Origin of the sequence: Mycobacterium sp. E183, assembly GCF_001667735.1 — a bacterium.
GTDB lineage: Bacteria > Actinomycetota > Actinomycetes > Mycobacteriales > Mycobacteriaceae > Mycobacterium.
This window is the reverse complement of sequence record NZ_LZJN01000052.1, coordinates 43157-61146: the sequence shown is the minus strand read 5'-3', so window position 1 is coordinate 61146 and position 17990 is coordinate 43157. Positions and strand designations below refer to the sequence as shown.

The following is a 17990-nucleotide window of genomic DNA, read 5'->3' as shown; positions in this document are numbered from 1 at the left end:
TGACCTTCCCGATGCTGCAGTTCTCCCTGCTGGGCACGATCTGCCTGCTCGGGGCGCTGTGGCTGGTGGTGCGCGCCCGGTCGTCGGTGCGGGCCAGCGCCCTGGGGATCGGCGTGCTGGCCATCTACCTGTGGTCGCTGCTGTCGATGCTGACCACGCTGGCGCGCACCACGCTGCTGTCGTTCCGGCTGCAGCCCACCCTGACCGTGCTGCTGGTCGCCGCCGGGGCGTTCGGCTTCGTCGAGGCGGTGCGCACGCTGTCCGCGCGGGGCCGCGCCGTGCTGCCCCTCGCCGGCGCCGTCGGCCTGGCCGCCGCGATCGCGTTCAGCCAGGACATCCCCGACGTGCTGCGCCCGGATCTCACCGTCGCCTACACCGACACGGACGGCAACGGCCAGCGCGGCGACCGGCGACCGCCCAGCTCGGAGAAGTTCTACCCCGACATCGACCGCGCCATCGTGACCGTGACCGGGCGCCCCCGCGACCAGACCGTCGTGATGACCGCCGACTACAGCTTCCTGTCGTTCTATCCCTATTGGGGATTCCAGGGACTGACGTCGCACTACGCCAACCCACTCGCGCAGTTCGACCTGCGGGCCGCCCAGATCAACAAATGGTCCAAACTCAAGTCCGCCGACGAGCTGCTGCACGCGCTGGACACCTGTCCCTGGCCGCCGCCCACGGTGTTCCTGATGCGCCGCGGTGCGAACGGCAACTACACCCTGCGGCTCGCCGAGGACGTCTACCCCAACCAGCCCAACGTCCGGCGCTACACCGTCGATCTGCGGGCCGCCCTTTTCGAGAGCCCGCAGTTCGTCGTTCAAAGCGCCGGCCCGTTCGTGCTGGCCATCCGCAAGCCGGTGCCGGGCCGCTGATGAGCACCAACACCTCGCCTCAAAAGGGGCCGCCGAGCATCGAAGAACTAGCATCTAGCACCGTGACCGAGACGGGAGCGAACCACCGGATCACTCGGTGGGTAGCTATCGTCGCCGGGCTGCTCGGGGCTTTGCTGGCCATCGCGACCCCGCTGCTGCCGGTCAACCAGACCACCGCCCAGCTGAACTGGCCGCAGAACGGCACGTTCGAAAGCGTCGACGCTCCCCTGATCGGTTACGTCGCGACCGATTTGAACATCACCGTGCCGTGTCAGGCCGCCGCCGGGCTGGCCGGTCCCCAGAACGCCGCCAAGACCGTGCTGTTGTCCACGGTGCCCAAGCAGGCCCCCAAGGCCGTCGACCGCGGGCTGCTCATCCAGCGCGCCAACGACTACCTCGTGGTCGTCGTGCGCAACGTCGCGGTGGTGACCGCCCCGCTGAGCCAGGTGCTGAGCCCGGCCTGCCAGCGGCTGACCTTCACCGCCCACGCGGAGAAGGTCACCGCCGAGTTCGTCGGCCTGACCCAGGGGCCCAACACCGAGCACCCCGGCGCACCGCTGCGCGGCGAGAAGAGCGGTTACGACTTCCGGCCCCAGATCGTCGGCGTCTTCACCGACCTGAGCGGGCCGACACCGCCCGGCCTGAGCTTCTCGGCGACCATCGACACCCGCTACAGCAGCAGCCCCACCGAGCTGAAGATGGCGGCGATGATCCTCGGGCTCGTGCTGACGGCCGCCGCCCTGGTCGCCCTGCACCTGCTCGACACCGCCGACGGCAGCCGCCACCGCCGCTTCCTGCCGTCGCGCTGGTGGTCGATCGGCGGTCTGGACGCTCTGGTCATCGCCGTGCTGGTGTGGTGGCAGTTCGTCGGCGCCAATACCTCCGACGACGGCTACATCCTGACCATGGCCCGGGTGTCCGAGCACGCCGGCTACATGGCCAACTATTACCGCTGGTTCGGCACGCCGGAGGCGCCCTTCGGCTGGTACTACGACCTGCTGGCGGTGTGGGCCCATGTCAGCACCGCCAGCATCTGGATGCGGTTGCCAACCCTGGCCATGGCGCTGACGTGCTGGTGGGTGATCAGCCGTGAAGTGATGCCGCGCCTGGGCCACGCCGTCAAACAGAACCGCGGCGCGGCGTGGACCGCGGCGGGCATGTTCCTGGCCGTGTGGCTCCCGCTGAACAACGGCCTGCGCCCCGAGCCGATCATCGCGCTGGGCATCCTGCTGACCTGGTGCTCGGTGGAGCGCGCGGTAGCCACCAGCCGGCTGCTGCCGGTGGCGGTCGCCTGCATCATCGGTGCGCTGACGCTGTTCTCCGGGCCGACCGGCATCGCCTCGATCGGCGCCCTGCTGGTCGCCATCGGGCCGTTGCGGACGATCCTGCACCGCAGGTCGAAACGATTCGGCGCGCTGCCGCTGGTGGCACCCCTGTTCGCGGCGGTCACCGTCACCGCCATCCTGATCTTCCGAGACCAAACCCTGGCCGGCGAGATCCAGGCCAGCATGCTCAAGCGGGCCGTCGGCCCCAGCCTGAGCTGGTTCGACGAACACATCCGCTACGAGCGCCTGTTCATGGCCAGCCCGGACGGCTCGGTCGCCCGCCGCTTCGCGGTGCTGGCGCTGGTCCTGGCGCTCGCGATCACGGTCGCAATGTCGTTGCGCAAGGGCCGGATTCCGGGCACGGCCGCCGGGCCGAGCCGCCGCATCGTCGGAATCACGATCATCTCCTTTATCGCGATGATGTTCACGCCCACCAAGTGGACCCACCATTACGGGGTGTTCGCCGGGCTGGCCGGCCCGCTGGGCGCGCTGGCCGCCGTCGCCGTGACTTCCGTGGCGATGCGGTCGCGGCGCAACCGCACCATGTTCGCGGCCGCGGTGCTGTTCCTGATGGCCCTGTCGTTCGCCAGCGTCAACGGCTGGTGGTACGTGTCCAATTTCGGTGTGCCATGGTCGAATTCGTTCCCGGCGTGGCATTACGCCTTTGCCACCGCGCTACTCGGGCTGACGGTCGTGGTGCTGCTACTGGCCGCGTGGTTCCATTTCGTCGATCCAGACAACGGCGCGCCGACGACCCGCCTGGGCGCACGAGTCGCGGGAATCGTCCAGTCCCCGTTGGCAATTGCGACCTGGCTGCTGGTGGTGTTCGAGGTGGCGTCGCTGACCCTGGCGATGGTCGACCAGTACCCCGCCTGGACGGTGGGCCGCTCCAACCTCGAGGCCCTCACCGGCAAGTCCTGCGGACTGGCCGAGGACGTGCTGGTGGAACAGGACCCCAACGCCGGCGCGCTGGCGCCGGTGAGCGCCACGGTGGCCGACGCGCTGGGCGCGGGCCTGTCGGAAGCCTTCACCCCCAACGGTATTCCAGCCGACGTCCGTGCCGACCCCGTGATGGAACGCCCGGGCGACCGCAGCTTCATCAACGACGACAGGCTGGTCACCGGCGCCGAAGCCGGCACCGAGGGCGGCACCACCCCGGCACCGGGGATCAACGGTTCGGTCGCCCAGCTGCCCTACAGCCTGGACCCCGCGCGCACACCGGTGCTCGGCAGCTGGCGGTCGGGCATCCAACTGCCCGCCCACCTGCGGTCGGGCTGGTACCGGCTGCCCACCCGCGACAGCGCCCGGCCGCTGCTGGTGGTGAGCGCGGCCGGCCGCTTCGATCCCCGCGAGGTGCAGGTCCAGTGGGCGACCGACGACCAAGCGGCCGGCGGACACCCCGGCGGGTCGTTGCAGTTATCCGACGTGGGCGCCTCCCCAGCCTGGCGGAACCTGCGGTTGCCGCTGTCGGCCATCCCCGCCAACGCCACCCAGATCCGATTGGTCGCCGACGACGAAGACCTGGCGCCGCAGCACTGGATCGCGCTCACCCCGCCGCGCATCCCGCAGCTGCGCACGCTGCAGGACGTCGTCGGCTCGAAGGACCCGGTGTTCCTGGATTGGCTCGTCGGCCTGGCGTTCCCCTGCCAGCGTCCGTTCGGCCACCAAAACGGCGTCGATGAAACGCCGAAATGGCGCATCCTGCCTGACCGTTTCGGCGCAGAAGCCAACTCACCGGTGATGGACAACAACGGTGGCGGCCCGCTGGGCGTCACCGAGCTGCTGCTGAAGGCCACCACCATGGCGACCTATCTGAAGGACGACTGGTCGCGCGACTGGGGTTCCCTGCAACGGCTGACGCCCTACTACGCCGGGGCGCAGCCCGCCCGCCTGCAGCTGGGGACGGTCACCCGCAGCGGCCTGTGGAGCCCCGCGCCGCTGCGTAAGAGCTAGCGAGGGGGCCGGCAATGACGGCAAGCCTGATGAGCATGGCCCGCGACGAACGGGCCGACCTGGCCGAGTTCCTGGCCACCCTGACGCCCGAGCAGTGGGAGGCGCCCAGCCTCTGCACGCACTGGACGGTCAAAGACGTTGTCGCGCATACGATCAGCTACGAAGAGCTCGGCCCGTTAGGTCTGGCGGGGCGCTTCGCGAAGGGCTGGATCGTCCGCGCCAACCAGGTGGGCGTCGACGAGTTCGCCGGCCTGGGTCCGGAACAACTGCTCGACTTTCTGCGAGCCCATCTCCAGCCGCGTGGGCTGACAGCGGGTTTCGGCGGAATGATCGCGCTCGTCGACGGCACGATCCATCACCAGGACATCCGCCGCGCCCTCGACCGGCCTCGCATCGTCCCCGCCGATCGGCTCGAGCGCGTCCTGCAGCTGGTGCCGGGCAACCCGAGGCTCGGGGCCGGCCGCCGGATCCGGGGGCTGCGCCTGCGCGCCACCGACCTCGACTGGGCACACGGCCGCGGGCCGGAAGTCACCGGCCCCGGCGAGGCTTTGCTGATGGCGATGTCGGGCCGCCCGGCGGCGCTCGACGACCTCGACGGCCCGGGCCTGAACACCCTGGCGGCCCGGCTCCCCCGCTGACGCCGCGCGGCCCCGCGCGGCCCCGCGTCCTCAGCGGACAAAGCGGCTTCGCTTACGATCGAGCCTCGTGCCCCACGACGGTAATCAGCGATCGCAGCGGATCCCGCGGTTCGTCGCCGCCGTCGCCGGCATCGTCGGACTGCTGTTGTGCGCGCTCGTCCCGCTGCTTCCAGTCAGGCAGACCACCGCGACGGTGCTGTGGCCGCAGGGCGTCGCGGACGGACACGTCACCCAGATCACCGCGCCGCTGGTGTCCGGGGCGCCGCGCGCGCTCGACATCTCCATCCCGTGCGCGGCGATCGCGACCCTGCCCGCCAGCGGAGGCCTGGTGGTCTCGACGCTGCCCGCCGGCGGCGTCGACGCCGGCAAGGACGGGCTGTTCGTGCGGGCCGACAAAGACCTGGTGGTCGTCGCGTTCCGCGACACCGTTGCCGCGGCCGCGCCGCGGGCGGCGGTCGCCGGCGGGGCCTGCAGCGTGCTGCACGCCTGGGCCGGCGCGGGCGCGGCGGGCGCCGACTTCGTGGGCATGCCCGGCGCCTCGGGCACCCTGTCCTCAGACAAGAAGCCCCAAGTCGGCGGCATCTTCACGGACCTGAAGGTGCCGGCCCAGCCGGGACTATCGGCCCGCATCGACATCGACACCCGCTTCATCACCGCCCCAACCGCCCTCAAGCAACTCGCGATGGCCGTCGGTGCCCTGGCCGTGCTGACCGCCGTCATCGCGCTCGCCGCGCTCGACCGTCGCAGCCGCGGAGGCGGCACGCTGGTCAATTGGCAATCGCCGATCGCCTGGCTCTCCCGGTACCGGCCCCGGGCGCGATGGAGTTCCTGGCGCCGCGTCGGGCTCGCAACCTGGATCGCCGACGTCGGGGTGATCGCGACGCTCCTGGTCTGGCACGTCATCGGCGCCACCTCGTCCGACGACGGCTACAACCTGACCATCGCCCGCGTCTCCCCGAAGGCCGGCTACATCGTCGATTACTACCGCTACTTCGGTACGACGGACGCGCCGTTCGACTGGTATCTGGGGGTGCTGTCCAAGCTGGCGGCCGTGAGCACCGCCGGGGTGTGGATGCGGTTGCCCGCCACGCTGGCCGGGATCGCGTGCTGGCTCGTGATCAGCCACTGGATCCTGCGCAGGTTGGGCCCCGGCAGGGGCGGCCTGGCGGCGAACCGGGTGGCGGTGTTCACCGCGGGCGCGGTGTTCCTGGCCGCCTGGTTGCCGTTCAACAACGGGCTGCGGCCCGAGCCGCTGATCGCCCTGGGTGTGCTGGTCACCTGGATGCTGGTGGAGCGGGCGATCGCGCTGCAACGCCTGGCCCCGGCCGCGGTCGCGACCTTCGTCGCGATGCTCACCGTGACACTGGCGCCGCAGGGCCTGATCGCCGTCGCCGCGTTGCTGACCGGTTCGCGGGCCATCGCCCGGACGATCCGGCGACGCCGGGCGACCGACGGCCTGCTCGCGCCGCTGTCGGTGCTCGCGGCGTCGCTGTCGCTGATCACCGTTGTGGTGTTCCACGGTCAGACACTGGCCAACGTCGCCGAGTCGGCGCGGATCAAGTACAAGGTCGGGCCGACGATCGCGTGGTACCAGGACTGGCTTCGCTACTACTTCCTCACGGTGGAGTCGAACCCCGATGGGTCCATGGCGAGGCGTTTCGCGGTGCTGGTGCTGCTGCTGTGCCTGTTCGGGATGCTGGTCATCCTGCTGCGCCGGGGGCGAGTGCCCGGGCTGGCCAGCGGCCCGGCCTGGCGGCTGATCGGCACGACCGCCATCGGCCTCCTGCTCCTCACGTTCACCCCGACGAAGTGGGCGGTCCAGTTCGGCGCCTTCGCCGGACTTGCCGGGGCGCTGGGCGCGGTCACCGCGTTCGCGCTTTCGCGGATCGGCCTGCACAACCGCCGCAACCTGACGCTCTACGTCACGGCGCTGCTGTTCGTTGTCGCGGTGGCCACCTCCGGCGTCAACGGCTGGTTCTACGTCGGCAACTACGGGGTGCCGTGGTACGACATCCAGCCCGTGATCGCGAGCCACCCGGTGACGTCGATGTTCCTGACGCTGTCGATCCTCACCGGGCTGCTGGCCGCGTGGCAGCACTTCCGCATGGACTATGCCGGCCACACCGAAGTCAAAGACAACCGGCGCAACCGGGTGCTGGCGTCGACCCCGCTGCTGGTGGTCGCGAGCATCATGGTGGTCGGCGAAGTCGCCTCACTGACCAAAGGCGCGGTGTTCCGCTACCCGCTCTACACCACCGGCAAGGCCAACCTCGCCGCCATCGCTTCCGGCCTGTCCCCGACGAGCTGTGCCATGGCCGATGACGTGCTTGCCGAGCCCGACCCCAACGCGGGCATGCTGGCGCCGGCGCCCGGGCAGGTCTTCGGGCCCGACGGCCCGCTCGGCGGGGTCAACCCGGTCGGCTTCAAGCCCGACGGCGTCGGCGACGACCTGCGGTCGTACCCGGTGGTGACCAAGCCCGGCGTGGTGAATTCGGATGCGTCGCCCAACAAGCCCAACGCCGCCATGAGCGACTCGGCGGGCACGGCCGGCGGGAAGGGCCCCGTCGGCGTCAACGGCTCCCATGCGGCGCTCCCGTTCGGACTCGACCCGGCCCGCACCCCGGTGATGGGCAGCTACGGCGAGAATTCGCTGGCCGCCACGGCGACCTCGGCGTGGTACCAGCTACCACCCCGCACCCCGGACCGGCCGATCGTCGTGGTGTCGGCGACCGGCGCGATCTGGTCGTACAAGGAGGACGGCACCTTCACCTACGGGCAGTCGCTGAAGTTGCAGTGGGGAGTCACCCGCCCCGACGGCACCACCCAGCCGTTGGCCGAGGTGCAGCCGATCGACATCGGCCCCGAGCCGGCGTGGCGCAACCTGCGCTTCCCCCTCACCTGGGCGCCGCCCGAGGCCAACGTGGCGCGCATCGTCGCCTACGACCCGAACCTGAGCTCGGATCAGTGGTTCGCGTTCACCCCGCCGCGGGTGCCGGTGCTGCAAACCCTGCAGCAGCTGATCGGGTCGCGCACGCCGGTGCTGATGGACATCGCGACCGCCGCGAACTTCCCATGCCAGCACCCGTTCTCCGAACACCTTGGCGTGGCCGAACTTCCGCAGTACCGCATCCTGCCCGATCACAAGCAGACGGCGTCGTCGTCGAATGGGTGGCAGGCCAGCGAGGCCGGCGGCCCGTTCCTGGTCACTCAGGCGATGCTGCGCACCTCGACGGTCTCCACCTATCTTCGCGGCGACTGGTATCGCGACTGGGGCTCCGTGGAGCAGTACTTCCGGCTGGTGCCGGCTGACCAGGCGCCCGACGCCGCAATCGAACAGGGTGTGATGACAGTGCACGGCTGGAGCCGACAGGGACCGATTCGGGCGCTTCCATGAGCATCACGACCGTGAACAACCGCGAAGACAAGGCGACCGCCGGTCAAAACGTGCGCGCGACGCGCTGGGTCGCGACGATCGCCGGCTTGATCGGCTTCGTCCTGTCGGTCGCCACGCCGTTGCTGCCCGTCGTGCAGACCACCGCCACCCTCAGCTGGCCCCAGGGCGGCCAGCTGAACAGCGTTACCGCGCCGTTGATTTCACTGACGCCGGTGGACGTGACCGCAACCGTGCCGTGCTCGGTGGTGAGCGCGTTGCCGTCGGACGGCGGGGTCGTCCTGAGCACGGCGCCCAAGAAGGGCAAGGACGCCGCGCTGAACGCGCTGTTCGTCGTCGTCAACGCCAAACGCGTCGACGTCACCGACCGCAATGTGGTGATCGCCAGCGCGTCTCGAGACCAGGTGGCCGGCCCGCAATGCCAGCGCATCGAGATCACCTCGACGAAAGCCGGCGCCTTCGCCACCTTCGTCGGGCTGAAGGATTCGGCCGGCAGGCCGATCGGGGGCGGTTTCCCCGACCCGAACCTGCGGCCGCAGATCGTCGGGGTGTTCACCGACCTCACCGGCCCGGCCCCGCCGGGCCTGAAACTGTCGGCCACCATCGACACCCGGTTCTCCACCACCCCAACGACTTTGAAGCTGACCGCGATGGTGCTGGCCATCGTGTCCACGATCGTCGCGTTGATCGCGTTGTGGCGCCTGGACCAGCTGGACGGCCACCGGATGCGCCGGCTCATTCCGGCGAACTGGCGCACCTTCACGCTGGCCGACGTCACGGTCATCTTCGGGTTCCTGCTGTGGCACGTGATCGGGGCGAACTCGTCCGATGACGGCTACATCCTGGGCATGGCCCGGGTCGCCGACCACGCCGGTTACATGTCGAACTACTTCCGCTGGTTCGGCAGTCCGGAGGACCCGTTCGGGTGGTACTACAACCTGCTGGCGTTGATGACCCACGTCAGCGACGCCAGCCTGTGGATGCGCCTGCCGGACCTGATCGCGGGAATCGTCTGCTGGCTGCTGCTTTCGCGTGAGGTGCTGCCCCGTCTCGGGCCCGCGGTCGCCGGCAGCAAGGCGGCGAACTGGGCGGCGGGCCTGGTCCTGCTCACCGCGTGGATGCCGTTCGACAACGGCCTGCGCCCGGAGCCGATCATCGCCGTCGGTTCGCTGATCACCTACGTGCTCATCGAGCGCTCCATGCGTTACAGCCGGTTGACTCCCGCCGCGCTGGCGGTCATCACCGCGGCGTTCACCCTCGGCGTCCAGCCCACCGGATTGATCGCCGTGGCCGCACTGGTCGCCGGTGGCCGTCCGATCCTGCGTATCCTGGTCCGCCGGCATCGGCTGGTCGGCACCTTGCCGCTGGTGGCGCCGATGCTGGCCGCCGGAACGGTCATCCTGACCGTGGTGTTCGCCGATCAGACGCTGTCAACGGTGTTGGAAGCCACCAGGATTCGGACCGCGATCGGGCCCAGCCAGGCCTGGTACACCGAAAACCTGCGCTATTACTACCTGATTCTGCCCACCGTCGACGGTTCACTCTCGCGCCGCTTCGGCTTCCTGATCACCGCGCTGTGCCTGTTCACCGCCATGTTCATCATGTTGCGGCGCAAGCGAGTTCCGGGCGTGGCCCGCGGGCCGGCGTGGCGCCTGATGGGTGTCATCTTCGGCACCATGTTCTTCCTGATGTTCACCCCCACCAAGTGGGTGCACCACTTCGGGCTGTTCGCCGCGGTGGGCGCGGCGATGGCCGCGCTGACGACGGTGCTGGTGTCGCCGAAGGTGCTGCGCTGGTCGCGCAACCGGATGGCGTTCCTCGCGGCGGTGCTGTTCATTCTGGCGCTGTGCTTCGCCACCACCAACGGCTGGTGGTACGTCTCCAGCTACGGCGTGCCGTTCAACAGCAGCATGCCCAGGGTCGGCGGAATCTCGATCAGCACAATCTTTTTCGCGCTGTTCGTGATTGCCGCGGTGTATGCGGCCTGGTTGCATTTCGCCGACACCAGCCACGGCGAGGGCCGCCTGGCGCGAGCGCTGACCGCCGCGCCGATCCCGCTGGCGGCCGGCTTCATGGCGCTGGTGTTCGTGGCGTCGATGGTGGCCGGCATCGTGCGTCAATACCCCACCTACTCCAATGCCTGGGACAACCTGCGCGAGTTCAGCGGAGGCTGCGGCCTGGCCGACGACGTGCTCGTCGAACCGGACAGCAACGCCGGCTTCATGGCGCCCCTGCCCGGCGATTACGGTCCGCTGGGGGCGCTCGGGGGCGTGAACCCGACGGGATTCACTCCCAACGGTGTTCCGGACCGCACCCTGGCCGAGTCGGTCAAGGAGACGTCGGTGCCGCAGCCGGGCACCGACTACGACTGGGACGCGCCGCTGAAGCTGACGACGCCCGGCGTCAACGGATCGACGGTGCCGCTGCCGTACGGCCTCAACGCCGAGCAGGTCCCCCTGGCCGGGAGCTACACGACCGGGGCGCAACGGCAGAGCCGGCTCACCTCCGCGTGGTATCAGCTGCCGAAGGCGGATGACGGGCACCCGCTGGTAGTCGTCACCGCGGCGGGCACGATCGCCGGCAACAGCATCTTGCATCACCACACCAGCGGCCAGACGGTCGAGCTGGAGTTCGGCCGTCCCGGTCCCGGCGGCTCCGTGCAGCCGGGCGGCAGGCTGGTGCCCTACGACCTCTACGGCGAGCAACCCAAGGTGTGGCGCAACCTGCGCTTCGCGCGCTCGCAGATCCCGGCGGACGCCGTCGCCGTGCGGCTCGTCGCCGAAGACCTGTCGCTGACGCCGGACGACTGGATCGCGGTCACCCCGCCGCGGGTGCCGGAACTGCGCTCGTTGCAGGAGTATGTCGGCTCGACGCAGCCGGTGCTGATGGACTGGGCGGTCGGGTTGGCCTTCCCGTGCCAGCAGCCGATGTTGCATGTCAACGGTGTCACCGAGATCCCGAGGTTCCGCATCACCCCGGACTACAACGCCAAGAAGCAGGACACCGACACCTGGCAGGACGGCGTCAACGGCGGCCTGCTGGGCATCACCGATCTGCTGCTGCGGGCCCACGTGATGTCGACCTACCTGTCGCACGACTGGGGCCGGGACTGGGGATCGCTGCGCAAGTTCGACACCGTCGCCGATGCCCATCCCGCGCAGCTCGATCTGGGCACCGCGACCCGTAGCGGCTGGTGGTCTCCCGGGCCGATCCGCATTAAACCGTAGGGCGTAATAAACGCCTTTTCTCCCGCAATTCGTCAGCCGCCCAATAACCGCACAAATTAACGAATGAGTAATTGCCGGAAATAGGTTTGATTTTGCCGGGCCCTGGTTAATACCTAACCGCTGTGATTCAGTTCACACGGGAGAAACAGGTGGGCCCATGTACACGCTTAGACGTATCCGAACATGTGCGGCGCTGATCGCGGTGGCGATCACCTGGGCGATGACGTTCGGCGTCAAGGCCCACGCCGAAGGCGGCACCACGGTGGTGCTGGACAACTATTTGCGGCGCTGCGATTTCAGCCGCGTCGGCGTGGCCCCGAAGGTGCCGAGCCCGATGCTCGGCACCGGCTCGGCGGTGATCCGTACCAGCGGGTCAAGAGCGCTCGCGGAGGTGCACCTGTACGACGAGCCCGAGCCCGGCACCCACTTCGACGTCGGGCTGATCCAGATGCCCCGACCCTCGTCGAGCACCTGCGGTCCGGGTGATCCCGGCACCGCTTTCGCGGGCATGGATATCGATGCGGCGGGCACCGGAACAACGACCGTCCAAGACACCATTCGTCCCGGCACGACTGGAGTTTGGGTGATTATCGAACGGACCAACGCTAACTCGCAGAATCCGGCGGAGTTCTACACATCAGAGTTCGTCGCCCCGGTATAACCACGCCGTTGGGGAGCGGGCAGTGCCTTAAGTCCCTATCACGACGCCGCGGTCGAGTGCTCCGATAAAGGGGTCGCCGCGTGACCGGCGTCGGATGAAAGGTACGGCAATGGACGCTTCCCAACAGTCGACACGCTTCTTCTGCCGCGTGCTCGGCCCCTTCCTCGTCGTCGTCGATGTGACGGCGGTGGCGCGCGCCTCGGACATGCAGTCGCTGCTGTCGCAGTTCGAGGCGAATTCGATGTGGACCTTCGTGACCGGAGCCTTCATCCTGCTGATCGGCCTGACCATCGTTGCGGCCCACCAAAGCTGGCGCGGCGCCGCGGCGGTCACGGTTTCCCTCGTCGGCTGGCTGATCGTGTTGCGCGGATTGCTGCTGGTGGCATTTCCCAGGTTCTTCGCCGCGCTGGCCAACGACATGATCGGCGCGCAGGGCTGGTGGATCACGGCGTGCGTCGTCTTCACCCTGGTCGGGCTGTACCTGACCTACGTCGGTTGGGTGCCGGCGCCGCAGCGCCCGACATCGCAGGCGACGGCGGCCAACCCGGACCTGCCGCGAGCCGCGTGAGCGACACGGGGTCGACGCCGCACCGGCCAACTCGGCGCGAAGACCCGGAGGACCGCACCGGCGCCATCGGCAGCGCCATGCCCGCCGAGCTCGACGCGCCGGCAACCGCCGCCGATGCCGCGATCGAGGACACCGCCGGGTTGCGCCCAGGCTCGGCGCTGCTCGTCGTCAAGCGTGGCCCCAACGCCGGTTCGCGTTTTTCCCTGAGCGCAGACGTGGTCTCCGCCGGCCGCCATCCCGAGAGCGACATCTATCTCGACGACATCACCGTCAGCCGCCGGCACGCCGAATTCCGAAGCGACGGAAAGCAATTCCGCGTCGTCGACGTGGGCAGCATGAACCAGACCTACGTCAACCGGGAGCCGGTCGACTCGGCGGTGCTGGCCAACGGCGACGAAATCCAAATCGGCAGGGTCCGTCTGGTCTTCCTCACCAGCGCGTAGCGTCTCACCCATGAGCGACTACGCCGCGGAGGCGGTGGACAGGCTGCCCTTCTCCACCGAGGAGAAAGCGCAGCGCTACCGGACCGAGGACTATCGCGGGGCCGCCGGTCTCAACTGGTACCTGACCGACCCCACCCTGCAGTTCATCATGGCGTACTACCTGCAGCCGGACGAGCTGGCGGTGGTGGAGCCGCACCTGGTGCGCATGGGCGAGCTGATGGGCGGCGCGGTCGCGAAATGGGCGGAGGAGACCGACCACAACCCGCCGCGGCTGGAACGCTACGACCGGTGGGGACACGACGTCAGCCAGGTCGTCATGCCGGCGTCCTTCACCCAGTCCAAGCGCGCGGTCCTGGACGCCCAGCAGGCGCTGCGCAACGACGCCCGCGCCGCCAAGGTGAGCTCAGGCCTGGGCCTGTTCGCGTCGAACTACCTGCTGAATCAGGCCGACATCGGGATGGGCTGCGCGTTGGGCACCGGCGGTGGCATGGTCTCCTCGCTGGTGGCCGCCTACGCGCCTGCCGACGTGCGCGAGCACGTGCTGGCCAAGTTCGCCTCGGGCGAGTGGGCCGGGGAGACGGCGCAGCTGCTGACCGAACGCACCGGCGGCTCGGACCTGGGCGCGCTGGAGACCACGGCGACCCGGGCCGGGGATTCCTGGATCCTCAACGGGTTCAAGTGGTTTGCCTCCAACTGCGCCGGCGAGGCCTTCGTCGTGCTGGCCAAGCCGGAGGGCGCACCCGACTCGACGCGGGGCGTCGCCAACTTCCTGGTGCTGCGCACCCGCCGCGACGGGTCGCGCAACGGGGTGCGGGTGCGCCGCCTGAAGGACAAGCTCGGCACCCGCTCGGTGGCCTCCGGCGAGGTGGAATTCGTTGACGCGGAAGCGTTTCTGCTGTCGGGAGAGCCCAGCGGCGAAGCCGGGCCATCGGACGGGAAGGGCCTGGGCCGCATGATGGAGTTGACCAACGCCGCGCGCCTGGGCATCGCCCTGTTCGGCCTGGGTAACGCGCGCCGCGCCCTGGTCGAGTCGTTGTGCTATGCCCGGCAGCGGCACGCGTTCGGCGGCGCGCTGATCGACAAGCCGCTGATGCGGCGCAAGCTCGCGGAGCTGATCGTCGACGTGGAAGCCGCGCAGGCAATGGTTTTCGACGGCACCGGCGCCACCAATCATCGCCAGCCGCGGGCCATGCGGCAGCGCATCGCGGTGCCGGTGACCAAACTGAAAGTGTGCCGGCTCGGCATCACCGCGGCGTCCGACGCGATCGAAATCCACGGCGGCAACGGCTACATCGAGACCTGGCCGGTGGCCCGGCTGCTGCGCGACGCGCAGGTGAACACCATCTGGGAGGGGCCGGACAACATCCTGTGCCTGGATGTGCGGCGCGGCATCGAGCAGACCCGCGCGCACGAGCGGTTTTTGGCGCGGCTGCGCGACGCGGTGTCGGTGTCGGATGACGACGACACCACACGGCTGGTCGCCGGGCGCATCGAGGATCTCGACGCCGCCATCACGGCGTGGTCCAAGCTGGACCGCGACATGGCCGAGGCGCGGCTGTTCCCGCTGGCCCAATTCATGGGCGACGTCTATGCCGCGGCGTTGCTCACCGAGCAGGCCGCCTGGGAGCGCGAGGCCCGCGGCGGGGAGCGAAAGGCGTTGGTAGCCCGGCTGTATGCGCACCGGTACCTCGCGGATCGGGGGGCGCTGCGCGGCATCGACGCCGAATCCGACGAGGCGCTGGAGCGGTTCGACGACCTGGTCGATGGCGCGTTCACGGGCTAACGATCATCACCCGCCGGTCGCGTCGTGCGACAAACACCACTCGATCCACGGATTTGATATCGCTCGCGATATCACGGTCGGCATATGAGGGTCGAGACGCTGCCGAAGCGACCAATGATACTGCCCCGCAGCCGGTCTGGACCGCGATCAGCCCACACGTTCGCTCGGTGCGGAACCATGACTGATTTCGTGATCGTGGTGAAACACCAGGATCCCGTCAGACCATCGCGCTGCCATCCCAGAACAGTGGCAGACCGCTCCAGGTGCGGGTGTCGATGAAGTGCAACATCGTTCGCGACGCCTCCGTGAGTTCATGGTCGTCGCCGAGCAGCCGCGCGCAATCGTCGATCAGCCGCCGGGTCCGCTCGCCGGCCGCCTCGAATTCGTGCCCCTCCCAGAACCGCCAGGCCAGGAAATAACGCCACAGCAACGTCTCGTAGGCGTCATTGCCCGCGGCGCGGGCGCTGCGGGACAACGCTTTCTTGGCCGCCACAACATTTTCCATCAACGCGGCGCGCTCGGCGCGCTGGTCGTCGGCGTCCTCGGTCACCTTCTCGACCGCGTCTTCGTCGAGGTCTCCGGTGTCCAGCCAGTCGCGTCCCGGAGGCTGGTCGATGTCGCGTTCTTCGGATTCCACGTCGACGAACAAATGGAAGGCCAGGTCGCGCACCTCGTTGAGGTCCTGCTCCCACTCGGCGTACGCCGCCGAACGCTGTTCGCGCGCACCGACGCTCAGCGGGTGCGCCTCGCCGAGGCCGCGGGTCAGGTCCTCGGCCAGCAGGTCCCACTCGGAGATGCAGTCCACTTCGGTACCGGAGGTTTTCGGCGTCAAGAGCGCACGAACGTAACGCGCCCGCAAAGTAATTTCGTCGTCGTGGCCGAGCGCGTTTTCGGCGGTCGTTATCAGTTCGTTGAGGCTCTTCAGAACGAAGCTGGTGGGGCCTGTGGCTTCCCCGAGCCAACCCAGCCGCGCCAGTTGGGCGGCCAAAGTCTCGGGATGATGCGCCCCCAGTAGTTGGCGGCGGTACGTCACCACGGGCACCGCATCTGAGCTGGCGCCGAAAGGGTCACCGAGGTCGTAGCGGGCCTGCGCCACCATGTAGGCCGCCGACAGCGTCACCTCGTGCTCGACACCGAACACGCGAGTTTCGGCGCCGCACAACCGCACCCAGCGAACCAGCCTGGTCGCCGCATCCTCATGGGGATACTCGACGTAGGCCACGACATGACTCGCACGGAGCGTGTCGGGGTGCTCGGCGCCCAGCACCCCAACCATCGCCGGAATCAGTTCGCGCAGTTGGTCAACCGCGCCGATGTCACCGAGGAGGAAGCGCCACCGTGCCACCGCGCCGGCCACCGCGAGAGTATCCGGGTGTTCGGATCCGAGTACCTCGCGACGTGTATCGAGGACTGCACCGGCGTCACCGACAGCACCTAGCGTGTCGCCGGCATTCTGCCGCGCCTCGGCCAGCGCCAGTCGCGCGGCCAAAGTTGATTCGTGTTGCGGCCCCAGCGCGGCATGCACCGATTGCCACTTCTGCACTGCTGCCGTGACGGGATCGACTGCCTCGAGATTCTCCGACATGATCCCCCTGACTGGCCGGCCGTTCGGCCTGACGCTAGACCGGGATCAGCCCGTGCTTGCGTGCCGTGCGGAACCACAACTGCTTGTCGCGCAACAACTTCATCGACTTGCGCAGCAACAGCCGGGTGTCGTGCGGGTCGATGACCGCGTCGATGAAGCCGCGCTCGGCGGCCGTCCACGGGATCGCCATGTTGAGGTTGTAGCCCTCGATGAAGTCCTTCTTGATCTGCTGCGCCTCGGGCGTGGTCGGGTCGGGGAACCGCTTCATCAGCAGCTGGGCTGCGCCCTCGGCGCCGATCACCGCGATGCGCGCGGTGGGCCAGGCGAAGTTGAAGTCGGCGGTCAGCTGCCGGGAGCCCATCACGGCGTAGGCACCGCCATAGGACTTGCGGACGGTGATGGTCACCTTCGGCACGTCGGCTTCGACGACGGAGTAGAGGAACCGCCCACCGCGCTTGATGATGCCCCGCTTCTCCTCCTCGGCGCCCGGCAGGAACCCCGGGGTGTCCACCACGAAGACCAGCGGGATGTTGAACGCGTCGCAGAACCGGATGAACCGCGCCGCCTTGTCGGACGCCTCGTTGTCGATCGACCCGGACAGGTACATGGGCTGGTTGGCGATCACGCCCACCGGGTGCCCGTCGACGCGGGCGTATCCGGTGATGATGGCCGGCCCGTGCTGCGCGGCCACCTCGAGGAAGTCACCGTCGTCGAAGATGCGCAGCAGGATCTCGTGCATGTCGTAGGCCATGTTGTCGGAGTCCGGCACGATCGAGTCGAGCTCCAGATCGGTCGGCGTGACCTCCGGCTCCAGCCCGGGGTTGACGATCGGCGGCCTGTCGAAGCAGTTCGAGGGCAGGAACGACAGGAAGTCCCGCACGTACTGGAACGCCTCGGCCTCGGAATCCACCACCTGATGGATGTTGCCGTAGCGGGCCTGCGCGTCCGAGCCGCCGAGCTCGTCGAGGGTGACCTCCTCGCCGGTGACCTCCCGGATCACGTCGGGACCCGTCACGAAGAAGTAGCCCTGGTCGCGCACCGAGACCAGCAGGTCGTCCTGGATCGGCGAATACACCGCTCCCCCGGCACATTTGCCGAAGATGAGGGAGATCTGCGGCACCAGTCCCGACAGCGCCTCGTGGCGCCGGCCAAGCTCGGCGTACCACGCCAGCGAGGTGACCGCGTCCTGGATGCGGGCTCCGCCGGAGTCCTGGATGCCGATGATCGGGCAGCCGATCATCGCGCACCACTCCATCAGCCGCGCGACCTTTCGGCCGAACATCTCGCCGACCGTGCCCTGGAACACCGTCTGGTCGTGCGAGAAAACCCCGACGGGCCGGCCGTCGATCGTGGCGTGTCCGGTGACGCACCCGTCGCCGTAGAGCGCGTTCGGGTCGTTCGGTGTCTTGGCGAGCGCGCCGACCTCGAGGAAGGTGCCCGGGTCGACCAGTGCGTGGATGCGGGCCCGGGCGCTGGGGATGCCCTTCTTGTCACGCTTGGCGACGGCCTTCTCACCGCCGGGCTCCTTGGCCAGCTCCATG

Annotated in this window: 11 protein-coding genes; 9 read left to right on the top strand and 2 right to left on the bottom strand. The window is 68.9% G+C overall.

What is annotated here, in order from left to right; genetic code table 11:
• The 9 genes from A5691_RS04800 to A5691_RS04760 form a co-directional block, all read left to right on the top strand.
• The coding region (locus tag A5691_RS04800; RefSeq protein WP_197508490.1) for an arabinofuranosyltransferase at positions 1–875 on the top strand (875 nt) is incomplete at its 5' end.
• Positions 875–4153, top strand: coding sequence for an arabinosyltransferase domain-containing protein (locus A5691_RS04795; protein ID WP_082950140.1), 3279 nt, complete (start codon positions 875–877; stop codon positions 4151–4153). The genes A5691_RS04800 and A5691_RS04795, both read left to right, overlap by 1 nt.
• Before the next feature lie 14 nt (positions 4154–4167).
• Positions 4168–4791: a maleylpyruvate isomerase family mycothiol-dependent enzyme gene (locus A5691_RS04790; protein WP_068266447.1), complete on the top strand. Its 624-nt coding sequence runs from the start codon at positions 4168–4170 to the stop codon at positions 4789–4791.
• A 67-nt stretch (positions 4792–4858) separates the two neighbouring features.
• Entirely contained in the window at positions 4859–8185 is a 3327-nt protein-coding gene (locus A5691_RS04785) for an arabinosyltransferase domain-containing protein (protein WP_068015455.1), read from the top strand.
• A complete protein-coding gene (locus A5691_RS04780; protein WP_068015452.1) occupies positions 8182–11409 on the top strand; it encodes an arabinosyltransferase domain-containing protein in 3228 nt (1075 codons plus the stop codon). The genes A5691_RS04785 and A5691_RS04780 overlap by 4 nt, the downstream gene beginning before the upstream one ends.
• 157 nt (positions 11410–11566) lie before the next feature.
• Positions 11567–12070 carry a hypothetical protein gene (locus A5691_RS04775; RefSeq protein ID WP_067778992.1) on the top strand — a complete coding sequence of 168 codons (504 nt, stop codon included), beginning with the start codon at positions 11567–11569 and terminating at the stop codon, positions 12068–12070.
• Positions 12071–12179: 109 nt separating this feature from the next.
• Entirely contained in the window at positions 12180–12638 is a 459-nt protein-coding gene (locus tag A5691_RS04770; RefSeq protein ID WP_156675531.1) for a hypothetical protein, read from the top strand.
• Positions 12639–12703: 65 nt separating this feature from the next.
• Positions 12704–13081 carry an FHA domain-containing protein gene (locus A5691_RS04765; protein ID WP_369827042.1) on the top strand — a complete coding sequence of 126 codons (378 nt, stop codon included), beginning with the start codon at positions 12704–12706 and terminating at the stop codon, positions 13079–13081.
• Between the two features lie 10 nt (positions 13082–13091).
• Positions 13092–14864 carry an acyl-CoA dehydrogenase family protein gene (locus A5691_RS04760; protein ID WP_068015446.1) on the top strand — a complete coding sequence of 591 codons (1773 nt, stop codon included), beginning with the start codon at positions 13092–13094 and terminating at the stop codon, positions 14862–14864.
• 217 nt (positions 14865–15081) lie between these two features.
• Here the strand turns inward: A5691_RS04760 and A5691_RS04755 are convergent, their stop codons facing one another.
• Complete coding sequence (locus tag A5691_RS04755) at positions 15082–16449, bottom strand: tetratricopeptide repeat protein (protein ID WP_067760220.1); 1368 nt, start codon at positions 16447–16449, stop codon at positions 15082–15084.
• A gap of 34 nt (positions 16450–16483) precedes the next feature.
• Positions 16484–17989 carry an acyl-CoA carboxylase subunit beta gene (locus A5691_RS04750; RefSeq protein WP_231968752.1) on the bottom strand — a complete coding sequence of 502 codons (1506 nt, stop codon included), beginning with the start codon at positions 17987–17989 and terminating at the stop codon, positions 16484–16486.
• Position 17990 lies beyond the last annotated feature (1 nt).

Excerpts from the sequence above, each read along its gene's own strand:
- A5691_RS04795 (WP_082950140.1), top strand. The coding sequence starts at position 875 with ATGAGCACCAACACCTCGCCTCAAAAGGGGCCGCCGAGCATCGAAGAA.
- A5691_RS04790 (WP_068266447.1), top strand. The coding sequence starts at position 4,168 with ATGACGGCAAGCCTGATGAGCATGGCCCGCGACGAACGGGCCGACCTG.
- A5691_RS04780 (WP_068015452.1), top strand. The coding sequence starts at position 8,182 with ATGAGCATCACGACCGTGAACAACCGCGAAGACAAGGCGACCGCCGGT.
- A5691_RS04775 (WP_067778992.1), top strand. The coding sequence starts at position 11,567 with ATGTACACGCTTAGACGTATCCGAACATGTGCGGCGCTGATCGCGGTG.
- A5691_RS04770 (WP_156675531.1), top strand. The coding sequence starts at position 12,180 with ATGGACGCTTCCCAACAGTCGACACGCTTCTTCTGCCGCGTGCTCGGC.
- A5691_RS04760 (WP_068015446.1), top strand. The coding sequence starts at position 13,092 with ATGAGCGACTACGCCGCGGAGGCGGTGGACAGGCTGCCCTTCTCCACC.
- A5691_RS04755 (WP_067760220.1), bottom strand. The coding sequence starts at position 16,449 with ATGTCGGAGAATCTCGAGGCAGTCGATCCCGTCACGGCAGCAGTGCAG.
- A5691_RS04750 (WP_231968752.1), bottom strand. The coding sequence starts at position 17,989 with ATGGAGCTGGCCAAGGAGCCCGGCGGTGAGAAGGCCGTCGCCAAGCGT.